The following is a 16,676-nucleotide window of genomic DNA, read 5'->3' on the forward strand; positions in this document are numbered from 1 at the left end:
CATACTCCCGGATATGAACGCTGTCGAGGTCGCGCGCCCGCCCGCGGTGGTCGTCCGGGTACTCAGCTCCATCGTGGTGGCCGCCATGCGGACTCCGCTGAAGTCCGTGCTCAAGGAGTTCATGGTGCTCCGGTTCACCGGCCGCAAAACCGGGCGCCGCTACGAGGTCCCGGTCACCGCGCATCGCGGCGACGGCACGCTCATGGCGCAGACGGGCGCGCCGTGGCGGGTCAATTTCCGCGGCGGCCGCGACGTCGACGTCACGGTCGACGGCCGCACCACGCCGATGCGTGGGGTGCTCGTGGAGCACACCCAGACGGTGGCCGAGACCTACCAGCGGTGGATCGAAGAGATCGGCATCGGGCGGGCGCCGCGGCAGCTCGGCCTGAAGGTCACCGTGCCGCGCGTGCCGACGGTCGAGGAGCTGACGGACGCCGTCGAGCGGGAGCACCTGGCGATCATCTGGCTCAAGCCCCGGGACGCGGGAGAAGCGTAAACTCGGCATTCTCCCTGCCGAGCACGCGAGGAGGCGCCGTATGCCTCGTCCGGTCCACTTCGAGGTTCACGCGACCGACCCCGAGCGCGCGATCATGTTCTACACCACCGTTTTCGACTGGTCCTTCGAGCGCTGGGGCACCAACCCGTACTGGCTGATCAGCACCGGCGACGGCCCCGGGATCGACGGCGGGCTGGTGCCGCGGCAGGGCCCGGCACCCGACGACGACAGTCCGGTGAACGCGTATCCCACCACGATGGAGGTGCCGGACGTGGTCGCCGCGGTCCGGCGGGTGCAGCAGGCCGGCGGCGCGGTGGTGGTGCCGAAGACGGCGCTGCCCGGGGTGGGCTGGCTCGCCTACTGCAAGGACACCGAGGGCAACATCTTCGGCTTGATGGAGAACGACACCTCCGCGGAATGAGCCGCTGACCTGGGGCCGCGCACTGTGCTGATCGTTGCCGAACCGACCGGCAGTCACGGCTGTCCCCCTGATGCAGGTCGGCTTCCAGTTGATCGGCGTCGGCCTGCTTTGGTCGGCTCGGCAAAATGTCAGTGGGTGGGCCTACCCTGTTTGACGTGGCTTTCGCAACCGAACACCCCGTGCTCGCGCAGTCCGAGTTCCGCCCGGTCTCCGACATCCCCCGGACCGGTGGGCGGTTCGAGGTCGTCAGCGAGTACCAGCCCGCCGGTGACCAGCCGGCGGCCATCGACGAACTCGAACGCCGGATCACGGCGGGCGAGAAGGACGTCGTGCTGCTGGGTGCCACCGGTACCGGCAAGTCGGCCACCACCGCGTGGCTGATCGAGCGGGTCCAGCGGCCCACCCTGGTCATGGCGCCGAACAAGACACTGGCCGCCCAGCTGGCCAACGAGCTGCGCGAACTGTTCCCGCACAACGCGGTCGAGTACTTCGTCAGCTACTACGACTACTACCAGCCCGAGGCGTACATCGCGCAGACGGACACCTACATCGAGAAGGACTCGTCGATCAACGACGACGTGGAGCGGCTGCGGCACTCCGCGACGATGAACCTGTTGTCGCGCCGGGATGTCATCGTGGTCGCGTCGGTGTCGTGCATCTACGGCCTGGGCACGCCGCAGTCCTATCTCGACCGCTCCTCGAAGCTGAAGGTCGGCGGCGTCCTCGACCGGGACCTGTTCCTGCGCGCGCTGGTGGATGTGCAGTACACGCGCAACGACATCGCGTTCGCGCGCGGCACGTTCCGGGTGCGCGGGGACACCGTGGAGATCATCCCGGCGTACGAGGAGCTGGCGATCCGGGTCGAGTTCTTCGGCGACGAGATCGACAAGCTGTACTACCTGCACCCGCTGACCGGGGAGATCGTGCGCGAGGTGGACGAGGTCCGGATCTTCCCGGCCACCCACTACGTCGCGGGCCCGGAGCGGATGGAGAAGGCCATCCAGGGCATCGAGGCAGAGCTGGAGCAGCAGCTGGCGAAGCTGGAGAAGCAGGGCAAGCTGCTGGAGGCGCAGCGGTTGCGCATGCGCACCGCGTACGACGTCGAGATGATGCGCCAGGTCGGGTTCTGTTCGGGTATCGAGAACTACTCGCGGCATATCGACGGCCGTCCCGCCGGATCCGCGCCGGCCACCCTGATCGACTACTTCCCCGAGGACTTCCTGCTGGTGATCGACGAGTCGCACCAGACGGTGCCGCAGATCGGCGGCATGTACGAGGGCGACATGTCCCGCAAGCGGAACCTGGTCGAGTACGGCTTCCGGCTGCCGAGCGCCACCGACAACCGGCCGCTGACCTGGGAGGAGTTCTCCGAGCGGATCGGCCAGACGGTGTACCTCTCGGCCACCCCGGGCCCGTACGAGATGGGGCAGACCGGCGGCGAGTTCGTCGAGCAGGTCATCCGGCCGACGGGCCTGGTCGACCCGCAGGTGGTGGTCAAGCCGACCGAGGGCCAGATCGACGACCTGGTGCACGAGATCCGCGACCGGGCCGAGAAGGACGAGCGGGTGCTGGTCACCACGCTCACCAAGAAGATGGCCGAGGACCTCACGGACTACCTGCTGGAGCTGGGCATCCGGGTGCGGTACCTGCACTCGGAGGTGGACACGCTGCGGCGGGTCGAGCTGCTGCGGCAGCTGCGCTCGGGCGATTTCGACGTGCTGGTCGGCATCAACCTGCTGCGGGAAGGTCTGGACCTCCCGGAGGTCTCGCTGGTGGCGATCCTCGACGCGGACAAGGAAGGCTTCCTGCGCAGCGGGACGTCGCTGATCCAGACGATCGGGCGCGCGGCGCGGAACGTGTCCGGCGAGGTCCACATGTACGCGGACAAGATCACCGACTCGATGAGCTACGCGATCGAGGAGACGAACCGCCGCCGGGAGAAGCAGGTCGCGTACAACGAGGAACGCGGGCTCGACCCGCAGCCGCTGCGGAAGAAGATCAACGACATCCTCGACCGCGTCTACACCGAGGCCGAGGACTCCGATCGCGAGATCGAGGTCGGTGGCTCGGGCCGCAACGCTTCGCGTGGCAAGAAGCCCGTCCAGGGTGGCGGCGGCCGGTCGTCGGGTGTGCTCGTCGAACGCGACGTGTCCACGATGCCGCGGGCCGAGCTGGCGGACCTCATCCAGTCGATGACCGACCAGATGATGCAGGCGGCCCGCGACCTGCAGTTCGAACTGGCGGCCCGGCTGCGCGACGAGATCGCGGACCTGAAGAAGGAGCTGCGCGGGATGGACGCAGCGGGCATCAAGTAGGGAAAGCGGGGCCCGGCGCCCCCCGGCGCCGGGCCCCGCTGGACCTCGATGGATGCCCTGCGGGCAGCGCTGGGCGCGTCCGGAAACCAGGTCGGGCCGGTGGGGTGGTTACCGCAGTGCCTGGTGCTGGCGCCGCGACTGCCGGCCGAGGCAGGCTTCGCACGGCATCCCGCCGATGCCATTGAGCACCTCGGCGTGCGCGGGGAGAATAATCTCGCCGCACACGGCGATGAGCTGCTCGGGGATGGGGCCCTCGGCGGGCAGCGGCACCAGGTGGCTGACTCGTCTGCATTCGCCCACCACGCCGCGGCGCAGGCGGATGACCGCCACCAGCTCTGCCGGTTCCGCGTGGATGACGTTCCCCATACAGAGATCGTAAACCGGAATAATCGCGGTCGCTTCGTGCCATCGGCCCAACGATCACTCGTACGGCTGGTGTGAAAGACCGAAAGTATTGCCCATTTGATTATTCAAGCAGGCAAGTAACCCACCCGGGTCACGAAGCGGCCAGAACGGCCGAACCGAGCCGCTGGCACAACCGCAGCGCGAGTTCGACGTCCAGGCGATTGTCGGTGACCGCCCGGCCGAGGGTCTCCTCCGCCTTGCGCACCCGGTACTGCACCGAATTCTTGTGCATGGTCAGCTTCGCCGCCGCCGCTGTGTAGCTGCTGCCCGTCGAGAGGAACACCAGCAACGTCTCGCGCAGGCGTTCGTGCTGCTCGTCGTCGGTCGCCAGGGCGCCGAGCGTGTCCGTGACCCAGCTGCGCGTCGCGTGCAGGTCCGAGGTCATCAGCGCGATCGCGCCCACGTCGTGGAAGGTCAGCGCGCGCTCGCACTGCTCCCCCGCCGCCGTGGACAGCGCGTGCACCCGACCGGCCTGGCGGTGGCTGCGCCGGAACCCCTCGATCCCGTCGCCGGGGTCGCCGAACACCAGCCGCACCGTCGGCTCCGCCTTGGTGAGCACGCGCTGCACCTGCTCCTCCTCCGGCAGCGTGGGCTTCTCGAGCGGGAACCACACCCACGCGCACCGCTCGTCCGCCGGCACCAGCAGCGGCGCGCCCGTGGTCGGCAGATCCTCGCCGAGCGCCGCGGTGACCGACTGGAGCGAGCCGAGTGCGTTGCCCTGCTGGGGTTCCACCGCGTGCCACACGATCATCGCGAGATGCGTGCCGCGCAGCCGGTAGCCCAGCGCTGCCTCCAGCGTGTCGATTTCGAGGGTGTCGCCGTCGAGCAGCTCCCGCACGCGCGCCGCCCGCACCGCGTTGCGGTTGAGCAGCCAGCGGTCGCGCTCCTCCTGGTACGCGGACACGACCTGCTGGGTGACCCGGTCGATGAACGCGAAGGCACCGGTCAGCGCCTTGCCCATCATCGCGCCGAGCAGCTTCGGGTCGTCGATCCGGCGGGTGCCCTCTTCGAGCGCGTGGTTCAGGATCGCGGTCTGGCCGAGGTAGTAGGCGCGGATCAGGTCGATCACCGGAGTACCGCGCTGGGCGAGACGGCGCGCGTATTCCATCGCGGCGGCCGGCGCCTCGACGCGGGCGGGATCGATTCCGTGCTGAAATATCCGGAATGCGGTGTCGAGGTTCTGGAACAGGCTCGCCGAAAGGAGACTGACCACGCTCTCGTCGTCGTTGACCAGATGCGGGAGCTCGCGCGCGTACAGCTCCACCATTTCGACGGTGAGTTCGCTGACCCTCTCGCTGAGGCCGTCCGCGACCCTGGCCACTTGCGCGGCCACCTCTGCGTCATCCACCACGTGATCACCCTACCGGCGTGACAGTCGTATTCGTGCTGTAAACCGGCGAAGATAGTCCACATGGCAGAGCACGCGGGGACGATTCACCCGCCGAAGATCGAAACCTTCGATGTCGCCGCGGGCACGAATACCGACCCGAAGGGCACAGTTCGGGAAGTCGAGGAATACCGGGTCGAGCCGTTCGGGCTCTATATGGCCCGCCCCGCGCCCGGCCGCGCGCAGTTCCATTACCTCGAATCGTGGCTGCTGCCCGATCTCGGGCTGCGGCTGACGGACTTCTGGTTCAGCCCGGGATATGAGCGTGACCAGGACTTCTACCTCGATGTGGTCACGGTGGACCGCGACGGCGAGGTTTGGCGGGCCACGGACTGGTATCTCGACATCGTGCTGCGCGAGGGGCGTGACCTGGAGGTGCTCGACAGCGACGAGTTGCTCGCCGCGTCGGCGGCGGGCCTGCTCAGCCAATCGGATGCGCGGGGCGCGCTCGAGATCGCCTACACCACTGTCGCGGGACTCGCCGCGCACGACTGCAAACTGCGCGACTGGCTGTCCACAATGGACATCGAGCTGACCTGGCGAAGACACTGACGCCGGTCAGGGAGTCCAGCCGGTCCCGGCGGCCCAGGCCTCGGCGCGGTGGAAGGCCGCGTTGACCCAGTCCTGCTTCTCGTCGGCGTAGGCCTCGACGGTGCCGTCCGCGGCGTGCGCGCCGGCGAGCTCGCGCTTCACCGCGGCATAGGCGTCCCGCTCGTCCGGATTCTGGCGCAGCCACTCGGCGAACAGCAGCGCCAGGCGCCAGGCGGGGGTCTGCGTCGACCGCACGTGCAGGTTGACCGGCCGGCCCGGGTCGCCACCGAAGTGGAAACGTTTGGGCCACGGCGCCGCGGAACCGTCCTGCGGGTCGTCGGCCCAGTCCCCCTCGGCGCGCGGGAAACCCGCGTCGGAGAGGGCATCCGCGAACGCGTCGGCATCGTCCAAAGTGGACACTACGACCTGCAGGTCGACGATGTCCTTGGCCGGCCGGCCGGGCACCGACGTCGAGCCGATGTGGTCGGCCCGCAGCGCCCCCTCCCCCGTCGCCGCCCGGATCCGGGCGAGCGCGCGCGCCGCCTGCGCGGGCCATTCTTCGTTGTAGGGCACCAGCTTCGGCGACATCGGCGGCCGCGGCCGGCGCAACCGGACGTTCGCCTCGAACGGCACGAGCCGGTCCGCCCACAGCCGGTCGACCTCGGCCAGCACCACGTCTGGCGTGCCGCTGTTGTCGAGCCACACGTCCGCGGCCGCGCGCCGCTGCTCCTCGGTGGCCTGGGCGGCGATCCGCGCCCGCGCGTCGGTTTCGGGCATGCCCCGCACCTCGGTCAGCCGCTTGACCCGGACCTCGACCGGCGCGTCGACCACGAGCACGAGGTGGTAGCCGGCCGAGTACCCGCCTTCGACCAGCAGCGGGACGTCGTGCACGACGATCGCGTCCGGGGCGGCGGCCGCCATCAGCTCGGCGGTGCGGGCGCTGATCAGCGGATGCGTGATGCCGTTGAGCCGTTGGCGGGAGTCCTCGTCGCTGAACGCCTTCGCCGCGAGCGCGGGCCGGTCGAGCGCCCCGTCGGCGGTGAGGATGTCCGCGCCGAACGCCTCGACGAGCGCGGCGAGCCCTTTCGTCCCGGGTTCGACGACCTCACGGGCGAGCTTGTCGGCGTCGATCAGCACCGCCCCGCGTTCGGCGAGCCGGGCCGCGACCGTCGACTTGCCCGCCCCGATTCCACCGGTGAGCCCCACACGCAGCATGACCGCATTCAACCAGGAGACCCGTGATCGAACCGATACGGGTGACACGCCGACCAGGTATTACGCTTCTCGGCCACCGCGCGGGTACGCTGCGCGGCGGTAGGGCACCCACACGGAGGAACGATGCCAGGCAAGCACGCTGGCCGGCACCGGCTCGGCACACCGGGACTGGTGCACTGCATGGAGCACCGTCCGGTCGCGCTCGCCCTGGCGGAGTACCGCCGCACCTGGCTCACCGCCCTGCTCGTCCCGGCGCAGCACAGCCTCGCCGGCTTGCGCCGCCGCGCGGTCCTCGCCGCCCGCGAACGCGCCTGGGTCCCCGCCGTCACCTAACCCACCCGGCCGCGCCCGCCCCGGCCGCGTCGCCGCGCGTGTTGGCCCCCGGCGTCGCCGTGTTTGCGCCCCGCGCACGCATGTTGGCCCATGGCGTCGCCGTGTTGGCCGGTGGCGTCGCCATGTTTGCGCCCCGCGCGCGCGTGTTGGCCCGCGGCGTCGCCGAGTTTGCCGCCCGCGCGCCCGCCCGTCGCGTCTTCGTGTTTGCGCCGTGCGCGGCCAATTCACCGACGTGGCGGGCCAACACGCGCGCGGGAGGGGCGAACACGGGGGTGCCTCCCCCGACCGGGAGGCACCCCGCCTGCTCGTGTTCCTGCTCTTACTCCTGCTCCTGTTCCCCGGTCAGCCGGTGACCAGGGTGAGGCCGAAGGCCGAGAGGATCTCGTTCACCGGCTGGAAGAACGTCGTGCCGCCGCTGGTGCAGTCACCCGAGCCGCCCGAGGTGACGCCCTGGGCCTGGCTGCCGCTGACCCACGAGCCACCCGAGTCGCCCGGCTCGGCGCAGGCGTTGGTCTCGGTGAGCCCGGTGACCGTGCCCTCCTGGTAGTTCACGGTCTGGTTGGTCGCCTGGATCGTGCCGCAGTGCCAGCCCGACGTCGAACCCGACCGGCACACCGACGACCCGACACCCGCCGCGGACGAGCCCGTCACGGTCACGTCCGGGTTGCCATAACCGTCCACAGTGGACGTCGGGTTCCAGCTGGAGTTGGTCTGCACGAACGAGTAGTCGTTACCGGGGAACTCCGAACCCGCGAAGGTGCCCATCGCCGAACCGTCCGGGCCGGTCACCGTGTCGCCCGCGCTGCCGCAGTGCCCGGCCGAGACGAACCCGCCCTCGACCGAGAAGCCCACCGAGCACCGGGCCGCGTCGTTGATGTAATAGGCGTCGCCACCGACGATGTCGCCCGCGTACAGCCGCGGCGCGGCGGCCACCGAGTCGACGCGCACCGGGCCGGTGGTCTTGGCGTAGTCGACGAACTGCCGCACGGCCGGGCTGTCCGCGCCCTGCTTCACGGTGACCACCAGGGTGTTCGCCTTCTCGTCGACGTACCAGCCGGTGACGTCCTTCGGCGCGGTCTGGCCCGCGTGGCCGTCGATCGCGGACTTGGCCGCGTCGAGCGCCGCCTCGGTGTGGGCGACCGTGACCGCGTCCGCCCCGGTGGCACGGACCGCCGCGGCACGCGTGGCGTCGGTGACGCCGACGACGAGCTTGCCGGTCGCCGCGTCGTACCAGGAGCCGCCGAACGCGGTGCCCGCGGCGGACTGCGCGGCCGGGGCGAGGTTCATCGCCGCCGCTTCCTGCGCCAACCGGGTCTGCACCTGCTCCGCGGTCAGCCCGAAGTCACGCTGCATCGCGGTCTGCAGGGGCTGGGCGGCCGTCGCGGACGGCGCGAGGCACACCGCCACCACGGCACCCGCCGCGAGCCCCGCCGCCCCCATCGACTTCATCAGGGTCGTTCGCTTCATTCGATCGCTCTTTCGCTCGACTGCAGGGAGTGGGTCGCGCGACCACGCACCTGAGTCTCACTCGTTCGTGTGGGTTACCGAAACCCCGCGAAAGTAGGTTGGTGAATATCCCTCATATCCGGGACGGGCGACGTTCACCGGGCGGCAAGGGCGGGATCAGTTGACGCAGCCGGTCAGATCCGTGCTGTTCGCGCTGGGTACGACCGACCTCTCGGTGGTCGGCGGGGCGCTGCTCTGGGCCGCCTGCGCGGCGTCGCTCGACGGTGGCGCCGAGTAGGACGACACGCGCGTGCTCGTGCCGAGCAGGGTTTCGATGAACGACCGCACCTCGCCGGGGTCGACCTTGACCGCGTCGCCGTCGGATGGGGTCGCCAGGCTGAGCGACTGCACCGGGATGGTCTCGAACGTGAGCCCGTCGGAGCTGAGCCCGCGCATCTGCTGGGCGAACGTCAGGATGTCCCAGCCCGAGTCGATGAGCACCGACTGCTGCACGGCGCTGACCAGGCTGCTCAGCTTAACGGGGTTGGCCAGCGTGCCCGCGGCGAGCACCACCTTCGCCGCGCTGGACAGGAACGCCTGCTGGCGCGCGATGCGGTCGAGGTCGCCGTTGAGCAGCCCGTGCCGCTGCCGCACGAACGCCAGCGCCTGCGCGCCCGAGAGAACCTGTTCGCCCGCCGGGAAGTCCGCGCCGGAGTAGCTGTCGTGCACGGGCTCCTTCAGGCACACCGGGACCCCGCCGACGGCCTGGCTGAGCGTGTAGAAGCCGAGCAGGTTGACCGCCGCGTAGTGGTTGATGGTCAGCCCGGTGAACTGTTCGACGGTCTGGATCGCGGTGCGCGCGCCCGCCTGGTCGGCCTGCCGCTCGCGCTGCGGGCCCGTGACGCCGCGGCGCGACAGCTGGTCGAGCGCGGCCTGCTTGCCGTAGGTGTACGCGGAGTTGATCTTGTGTTTGCCGTAGCCGCCGGCGATCTGCACGTAGGAGTCGCGCGGGATCGAGATCGCGGTCGCCGCCCCGCCGCCTTCGGGGATGTGGACGACGATCATGGTGTCCGTGGTGTCGCCGCCCGCGCTCGCGTCGCCGGCGTGCAGCAGGTCGAGCACGTTCTGCGGGAGCGGGTTGCCCTGGGCGTCGGTGCGCGCGTCGATGCCGACGAGCAGGATGTTCTGCTCGTGTACGGGCACGTCCGGCGTGGTGCTGGGCAGCTGGGCCGAAGGTTCGATGACGTCGGCGGTCGCGAGGCCGTCGGTGAGCCGGTTGAGCTGCGTCCACCCGTAGCCGGTGGCGCCGAGCAGGAGGAGCGACGTCAGCCCGAGAGCCGTGTACGCGACAGGCTTCCAGCGCACCGCTTAGCCCCTCCCCCTGAATCACCCGAACCGGTGACTCCATCATCCAGGCTATTTCTGACAGTTTCCTGTGAATTCGACGCTGCGTTGTTGTCAACTTCACGTCAACGGGGGAGGAGCGCGGCGGGCCGCCGTCACGGGCAGGCTGGGCGAGCCCCGCCGCGCTCGCGCCGGGCGGCTCCCGAGGGGGAGTTAGGGGCCGGCCGGCTGGCTTGGGCTTACCAGCATGCGCCGCCTGGTTGGCCCCGCGGACCGGTATTCCTACCGACGTGGCTACGTACTTACGCATTCGCGAGTGTCGAGCTCGCCGTCCTGAATGTCCGACTCGCCGTCGCGAGCGTCGGACTCGCGGTCCTGAGCGTCGGACTCGCGGGGGCGCACGGGCGGCCCGCGCGAGTCGGACGTTCGCGACGCTGTGTCGGACGTTCGCGACGGCGAGTTCTACCTTCGCGTGCGGTTTTCGGCGAGCCAGGCGGCGATCTGAGCGCGTGAGGTGAAGCCGAGCTTGGCGAGAATGTTCTCCACATGGGTTTCCGCCGTGCGTTGCGCGATCACCAACCGGGCGGCTATCTCGCGGTTGCTCAACCCTTCCGCGACGAGCTCGGAGATCTCCCGCTCGCGCGGGGTGAGCCCGCCCTGAGGACCGGTCGCGCGCCGCACCGGCCGCCGTGGCTTGATCGCTTTCTCCGCCAGGGCAAAGGAAATCAGCTCATCCAGCCCAGCGCGCGAAGTCGCCTCGAACGCTGTCGTGAAGGCCTGCTCGCCGATCTCCTGCCGGGTCCGGTCCGCGCACTGCTCGTCGAACGACCGGTACGGGCTCAGCGCCGCGAGCCGGGCGCCGCACAGCCGCCACACCGCCTGCGCGGCGCCGAGCAGCCCCGCGGCCCGCTCGTGCTGCCCCAGCGCCCCAGCACACCAGGCGAGCCCGCCGATCGCGAGCGCCAGCTGGCTCCGGTCGTCGAGCCGCATCGCGATCGCCTCGCGCAACAGGCTCGCCGCGCGGCGATGGTCGCCGCGGCGCCATTCGTGGATCGCCACCGCCCATAGTGCGTAGGTCTTCGACCAGTCCGCCTGCCGCCGCTCGCACATCGTGAGCGCTTCCTGGGCGATCCCCGCGCCCGCGGCGTCGTCAAGGAAGAAGGTCAAGGCGGACAACAAGATCAGCGTGTTGAACACCTGGCGCTCGTGCCCGAGCCGCCGGTAGTCGGAAAGCGCTTTCTCCAGCCGGGCCCGGCCGCCGACGAGATCCCCGTCGAGGAAGCGGGACATCCCGGTGCACTGCGCGTAGCCGGCCTCCAGCGTCTCGTCGTCGAACCGCTCGGCGAGGATCCGCAGCTCCACCAGCATTTCGCGGGACTCGTCGTGCTCCCCCGCGCGCAACGCCAGGTACGCACAGGCTTCGAGCGCGTGCGCCCGGCCCAGCGTCGGTTCGCCGCCGAGCGCCAGTACCGCCACGAGCCAGCGGTGTCCTTCGATCACAAACCCGCCCATGGACCAGAAATCCCGCAACGCCGAGGCGATTTCCCAGGCCTGCCCGACATGCCGGGAGTCGGTGACGCAGTGTTCCAGTGCCGCACGGAAGTTCGCGTGCTCGCGCCGCACCCGGTCGACCCACTCCAGCTGCCGCGGACCGAACGACTCGGCCTCGTACCGGCGCGCCAGCGTGACGGCGTACGCGACCTGCCGGGTGTGCGCCGCCTCGGCATTGCCGGACTCGCCGAGCTTGATGGTGCCGTACTCGCGCACGGTCTCCAGCATCCGGTACCACGCGCCCCGGCCGTAGGTTCCGTTGCGGCGCACCAGGATCGACTTGTCCACCAGCGCGGCGACCAGGTCGAGCACCTCGGTGGCGCCGATGCCGTCACCCGCGCACAGCGCCTCCGCGGCGTCGAGGTCGAACCCGGCGGCGAGCACGGAAGTCGCCGCCCACACCGCCTGTTCCCGTGGCGTGCACAGCTCGAAGCTCGACGCGACGGTCGCCTCCAGGGTCTGCTGGCGTGCCGGCGCGGTGCGGATTCCGTTGGTGAGCAAGCGAAATCGGTCGTCGAGCCGGTTCAGGATCTGCTCCAGCGACAGCACCCGCAGCCGGGTCGCGGCGAACTCGATGGCGAGTGGGATACCGTCCACCCGGCGGCAGATGCGCGTGACGAGGTCACGGTTTTCCTTGTCCACCACGAATCCGGGCAGCACGGCCGCCGCGCGGTCACCGAACAGCGCCACGGACTCGCCGTCGCCGGGCTCGCGGTGGCGGCCCGGCACCGGCAGCGGCGGCACGACCAGCACCTGCTCGCCGTCGGCGCGGAGAATTTGCCTGCTGGTGGCCAGAATCCGGACTCCGGGCGTCGCGGAAAGCAGTTTGCCCGCCAGTACCGCGCAGGCGTGCACAAGGTGTTCGCAGTTGTCGAGGACGAGCAGCAACCGCTTGCCTTCGAGGTGTTCCATCAGCATTTCGCCGGACACGCCGAGCGCGGCGGCGATCGCGCCCGGCACCAGCGCGGGATCGCTGACCTCATCGAGGCGCACGAACCAGACCCCGTCGGGAAACGCGCGCCGCAGCCCAGCGCCCGCGCGCAACGCGAGCCGCGTCTTGCCGACTCCGCCCATTCCGGTGAGGGTGACCAGCCGCGAGCCGGTGAGCAGCCGTTTCGCCTCGGACAACTCGGACCGCCTGCCGACGAAGCTGGTGAGCTCTGCCGGCAGGTTGCCCGGATTCCGCGGCGGGTCCGTCACAAAGCCCGATTCTAATCCGGTTTTCCCGTTACAGAATCGAATTCGAGCATTGCGGGGATGATCGAAATTCCCTATCAGAGCTAAAAGTTGGGCATTGACCAGCGCCGGTGTCATGGAGCCGCGAAAGTGAGCGCCGGCAGCCCGCGCGCCCCCGGCCGGTAGCGGAACAATGCGCCCGCCTGCGGCTGAGTTCCGGCTTCGATGCCCTGGCGGGAGGTGGTGATGTACAGCTCGTCGAGCCCGGGGCCACCGAACGTGCACGCGGTGACCTGCGTGACCGGCAGTGACACGTGCTCTTCGAGTGTCCCGTCCGGCTGGTAGCAGCGCACCGCGCCGCCGCCCCACAACGCGATCCACAGCCGCCCGTCGGCGTCGACCGTCATACCGTCCGGGGAACCGGCGGCCGCGGGGATCTCGATCAGCGGACGGCGCCCGGTGAGACCATGTTCGGCGCTGTAGCCGAACGCGTCGACGCGATGCGTCGGAGTGTCGATGTAGTAAGCGGTTCCGCCGTCCGGGCTCCACGCCAGGCCGTTGGAGATCGTCACGCCGGTGAGCACGGTCGACACAGCGCCACCGGCGTCGAGCCGGTAAAGGCTGCCCGCACCGGCGGCCTCGCTGTACGCCATCGATCCACAGTAGAACCGGCCGTCCGGATCGCAGCCACCGTCGTTCATCCGGATCCCGTTGTCCGGCCACAGTTCCGGGAACGGCACGACGTTCTCCAGCGCGGCGTCGGCGAGTGCGAACCCCCGTTCCAGCGCGAGCACCACTCCCCCGTCCGCACGCGGGCGAAGCGCCGCGGCCACCGTGCCGACATGCGTGCGGCGCACCCGCCCGGCGCGGAGTTCCAGCACGTCCCCGGCCGCCATGTCGACCCACCGCAGGCCCGGCCAGCCCGCATGCCATACCGGTCCTTCCCCGTGCGCCGCAACGGGTTCGGTCATCTGGTCCACTGTGGACATTCCTACTCCACCATCTGCTTGACAGCCCGGGTCGTCGTCTCGATCAGCTTACGCATCGCCCGGTGCGCGGCGACGGGGCGGCGCCCGCGCACGGCGACGAGCACCGCCTCGTGCAGCGGCAGGGTCGCGACGACCCCGCCGGGCGCGTGCGAACTGGCCTCCAGCCCGTGGTACAGACCGGTCTCCAGCAGCCGGCCGAGCTGCTCGATCAGTTGGTTGCCGCTGGCCTTCAGCAAGGTCAGATGAAAGGCGAGGTCGGCGTCGACGAACGCGTCCTCGCCGTCGGGCAGCGCCGGCGCGTGCGCCTCCATCCGGACGTAGGCCTCCCCGAGCGTCGCGATCTGCTCGTCCGTGGCCCGCTCGGCCGCGAGCTGCGCGGCGCCCGGCTCGACCATCAGGCGCAGTTCGAGCAGTGCCTCCAGGAAGTCGGGGTTGGCGACACGGCCGTGCCAGTTGATGACCTCGCGGTCCATCAGGTTCCACTGATCGCGCGGCAGCACCCGGGTGCCCAGCCGCGGCCTCGGCTCCACCAAACCCTTGGCCGCCAGTGCCTTCACCGCTTCGCGGACGCCGCCGCGGCTCACGTCCAGCTGCGCGGCCAGCTCGGCCTCGTTGGGCAGCTGCGCTCCGGCGGGCAGCTCGCCGGACACGATGCGGCGGCCGAGCCACTCGACCACTCGTCCGTGGATCGTCCGGTGCGGGCCGAGCGGCCCCCCCTTGTTCGTCCTCACGGCGCAATCCTCAAATCATACATACATAAAGTCAAACGATGATTGTTGTCCGAATTGTTACCTTCCCGGGGATTCTCTGTCACCCAGCCTTGACGGATTCGACGAATCATCCAATGATTCAGGCACGCTTGTAGTGCCCGAGTTCCCCGTTGAAGTGGATGGGTGGTTGATCATGAGCGATGGGCAGGCCGCGACTTCGCGGAGAACCGCACTCAAATTCCTGGGGGCAGGTGGTGGCGCGGTCGCCGCGAGCGCGCTCCTGTCCGCCTGCAACGGTGCGCAGAGCAACACCAGCGCCGGCGGCGTCGGCGCCTTCCCGAGCACACCGCCGTGGCGGTTCACCTTCATCAACCACGTGACGACGAACTCCTTCTTCGTGCCGACCAAGAACGGCCTGGCCGACGCGGCGAAGCTGCTCGGGCTGCCGGAGCCGCAGTGGACGGGGTCCACCGAAGGCAACGTGTCGGAGATGGCGAGCGCGATGTCGACCGCCATCAATGGCAACGTCGACGGCATCGCGGTCGCGCTGACCGACAACAACGCCTTCGTCGCGCCGACCAAACAGGCACTGGCCAAGGGCATCCCGGTCATCGCCTACAACGCGACCGCGGCGGGCAACTACCCGCTCACCTACGTGGGCCAGGACCTCTACCAGTCCGGTTTCCTGATGGGACAACGGATCGCGCGGGACGTCACCTCCGGCACGATCCTGGTCGGGATCTCCCAGCCCGGCGGCAACAACGTGCAGCCGCGGCTGGACGGCATCACCGACGCGTTGAAACAGGCCGCGCCCAGCGTGCAGGTGCTGTCCATCAACACCGGCGCGGAGCAGGCCAACGAGCTCAACGCGATCACCGCCGCCTACGACGGGCACACCGACGCGAAGGGCGTCTACGCCGTGGACGCGGGCAGCACCGCGTCCATCGCACAGCTGATCAAGAACCGCGGGATCCAGGGCAAGATCCACGCGGGCGGGTACGACACACTCACCGACACGCTCAACGGCGTGCAGTCGGGCGCACTGGACTTCACCATCGACCAGTCCGCCTACCTGCAGGGCTTCCTGCCGGTGCTCTACATGTACCTGTTCCGGCTGTCCGGCACGCTCGTCTCGCCGCCGTTCACCGACACCGGCCTCACGTTCGTCACCAAGGAGAACGTCGGGCCGTACATCTCGGCGAACAGCCGGTTCGAGGGCGGCCCGAAGAACGACCTCGTGCCGATGCCCTCGTCCATCCCGCTGCCCGCGGCCACCGGCGCGACGCACTGAGGGAGTGGCGCTTTCATGACCGACGCGCTGACCGACAAGCGCTCCGGCCGTACCGAGCCGGGCGGCGAGCCGCCCCGCGGCGGGTTCTGGCTCGGCCTGATCCGGGTCAAGGAGCTGTCCATCCTGGTGGTGACGATCGCCGTGGCGATCTATTTCAGCCTCACCAGCGGGCCCGGCTTCTCGACCCCGGCGAACTATCACACGATCGCGCAGTACGTGGCGCCGTGGGCGATCGTCGGCGCGGGCGAGGTGATGGTGCTGATCTGCGGGCAGATCGACCTGTCCGCCGGGTTCGTGTTCACCCTCTCCCCGTTCGTGCTGATGTTGTTCTACAACAACGGTGTCCCGCTGTTCCTGGCGGTGATCCTGGCGGTCGCGGTCAGTGCCGCGATCGGCGTGGTGAACGGACTGGTGCACACGATCTTCGGGTTGTCCGCGTTCATCACCACGCTCGGCATGGCGTTCCTGCTGTGGGGGCTGTCGCTCATCATCTCGGGCGGCTCCCCCGTCAGCGCGCCGACCGGCAGCTGGGTGGTCTCGGTGTTCGGCGGCTGGGGCTGGTCGGAGTTCCTCTGGGCCGTCGTGATCGTCGCGGTGATGCAGGTCGTGCTGTCCACCACCCGGTTCGGGATCGCCACCCAGGCGACCGGCGGTAACCCGATCGGCGCCGCCGAATCGGGTATCCGCACCAACCGGGTCAAGGTCGTCTGCTTCACGATCGTCGCCGGGCTCTCCGGGCTCGCGGGGATCCTGCAGGGCACCCGCGTCGGCTCGTACGACCCGACCAACGGCGGGTTCAACACGATGTTCTTCGGGGTCGCCGCGGCGGTCATCGGCGGTACCGCCCTGCTGGGCGGGTCCGGCACGGTGATCGGCGCATTCCTCGGCGCGCTGCTGCTCGGGCTGGTCTACGACGGGTTCAACCTCACCGGGATCAGCGCGAACGGGTTCTACGTGGTGCTCGGCGCCGCCATCCTGATCGCCGCGCTGCTCAACGTCTACCTGTCCGTGATCCGCAAACGGCTCGGGAGGCAGTGATGAGCGACAATGCCGGAGGCCCGTTCAT

General features: G+C 69.7%; 15 protein-coding genes. 7 read left to right on the plus strand and 8 right to left on the minus strand.

Annotated elements, in window-relative coordinates; translation table 11 throughout:
* Positions 1 to 13: 13 nt before the first annotated feature.
* The 3 genes from LOZ83_RS38680 (at position 14) to uvrB (ending at position 3,232) form a co-directional block, all read left to right on the plus strand.
* A complete protein-coding gene (locus LOZ83_RS38680; protein ID WP_236796897.1) occupies positions 14 to 496 on the plus strand; it encodes a hypothetical protein in 483 nt (160 codons plus the stop codon).
* Between the two features lie 40 nt (positions 497 to 536).
* Positions 537 to 917, plus strand: coding sequence for a VOC family protein (locus LOZ83_RS38685; RefSeq protein WP_236796898.1), 381 nt, complete (start codon positions 537 to 539; stop codon positions 915 to 917).
* A 155-nt stretch (positions 918 to 1,072) separates the two neighbouring features.
* Complete coding sequence (gene uvrB / locus LOZ83_RS38690) at positions 1,073 to 3,232, plus strand: excinuclease ABC subunit UvrB (RefSeq protein WP_236796899.1); 2,160 nt, start codon at positions 1,073 to 1,075, stop codon at positions 3,230 to 3,232.
* A gap of 108 nt (positions 3,233 to 3,340) precedes the next feature.
* On the opposite strand, the gene LOZ83_RS38695 is transcribed toward uvrB, so the two are convergent.
* Both LOZ83_RS38695 and LOZ83_RS38700 read right to left on the minus strand, forming a co-directional pair.
* Positions 3,341 to 3,598, minus strand: coding sequence for a hypothetical protein (locus tag LOZ83_RS38695; protein ID WP_236796900.1), 258 nt, complete (start codon positions 3,596 to 3,598; stop codon positions 3,341 to 3,343).
* Between the two features lie 130 nt (positions 3,599 to 3,728).
* Positions 3,729 to 4,988 (minus strand): CdaR family transcriptional regulator, encoded by a 1,260-nt coding sequence (locus LOZ83_RS38700; protein WP_236796901.1) that lies wholly within the window; start codon positions 4,986 to 4,988, stop codon positions 3,729 to 3,731.
* Positions 4,989 to 5,048: 60 nt separating this feature from the next.
* On the opposite strand from LOZ83_RS38700, the gene LOZ83_RS38705 reads away from it, so the two are divergent.
* Positions 5,049 to 5,576, plus strand: coding sequence for a DUF402 domain-containing protein (locus LOZ83_RS38705; RefSeq protein ID WP_236796902.1), 528 nt, complete (start codon positions 5,049 to 5,051; stop codon positions 5,574 to 5,576).
* A 6-nt stretch (positions 5,577 to 5,582) separates the two neighbouring features.
* Here the strand turns inward: LOZ83_RS38705 and coaE are convergent, their stop codons facing one another.
* Entirely contained in the window at positions 5,583 to 6,770 is a 1,188-nt protein-coding gene (coaE, locus tag LOZ83_RS38710; protein WP_236796903.1) for a dephospho-CoA kinase, read from the minus strand.
* Positions 6,771 to 6,893: 123 nt separating this feature from the next.
* Here coaE and LOZ83_RS38715 point away from each other — a divergent pair, with 123 nt between their 5' ends.
* Positions 6,894 to 7,103, plus strand: coding sequence for a hypothetical protein (locus LOZ83_RS38715; RefSeq protein WP_236796904.1), 210 nt, complete (start codon positions 6,894 to 6,896; stop codon positions 7,101 to 7,103).
* A 342-nt stretch (positions 7,104 to 7,445) separates the two neighbouring features.
* Here LOZ83_RS38715 and LOZ83_RS38720 read toward each other — a convergent pair whose 3' ends face one another.
* The 5 genes from LOZ83_RS38720 to LOZ83_RS40665 form a co-directional block, all read right to left on the minus strand.
* The gene (locus LOZ83_RS38720; protein ID WP_236796905.1) at positions 7,446 to 8,570 is read right to left on the minus strand and encodes a S1 family peptidase; all 1,125 of its coding nucleotides are present in this window, start codon (positions 8,568 to 8,570) and stop codon (positions 7,446 to 7,448) included.
* Positions 8,571 to 8,726: 156 nt separating this feature from the next.
* Positions 8,727 to 9,914: an LCP family protein gene (locus LOZ83_RS38725; RefSeq protein WP_236796906.1), complete on the minus strand. Its 1,188-nt coding sequence runs from the start codon at positions 9,912 to 9,914 to the stop codon at positions 8,727 to 8,729.
* A gap of 441 nt (positions 9,915 to 10,355) precedes the next feature.
* On the minus strand, positions 10,356 to 12,644 hold the full coding sequence (locus tag LOZ83_RS38730; RefSeq protein ID WP_236796907.1) for a LuxR C-terminal-related transcriptional regulator: 2,289 nt from the start codon (positions 12,642 to 12,644) through the stop codon (positions 10,356 to 10,358).
* Positions 12,645 to 12,754: 110 nt separating this feature from the next.
* Complete coding sequence (locus tag LOZ83_RS38735; protein ID WP_255826974.1) at positions 12,755 to 13,591, minus strand: SMP-30/gluconolactonase/LRE family protein; 837 nt, start codon at positions 13,589 to 13,591, stop codon at positions 12,755 to 12,757.
* A gap of 20 nt (positions 13,592 to 13,611) precedes the next feature.
* Positions 13,612 to 14,340, minus strand: a complete 729-nt coding sequence (locus LOZ83_RS40665) for a FadR/GntR family transcriptional regulator (protein WP_236796908.1) — start codon at positions 14,338 to 14,340, stop codon at positions 13,612 to 13,614.
* Between the two features lie 172 nt (positions 14,341 to 14,512).
* On the opposite strand from LOZ83_RS40665, the gene LOZ83_RS38745 reads away from it, so the two are divergent.
* Positions 14,513 to 15,610: a sugar ABC transporter substrate-binding protein gene (locus LOZ83_RS38745; RefSeq protein WP_236796909.1), complete on the plus strand. Its 1,098-nt coding sequence runs from the start codon at positions 14,513 to 14,515 to the stop codon at positions 15,608 to 15,610.
* A 15-nt stretch (positions 15,611 to 15,625) separates the two neighbouring features.
* Complete coding sequence (locus tag LOZ83_RS38750) at positions 15,626 to 16,648, plus strand: ABC transporter permease (protein WP_236796910.1); 1,023 nt, start codon at positions 15,626 to 15,628, stop codon at positions 16,646 to 16,648.
* Positions 16,649 to 16,676: the final 28 nt, after the last annotated feature.

It is taken from the genome of Amycolatopsis sp. GM8 (assembly GCF_021653975.1).
Lineage (GTDB): Bacteria > Actinomycetota > Actinomycetes > Mycobacteriales > Pseudonocardiaceae > Amycolatopsis_E.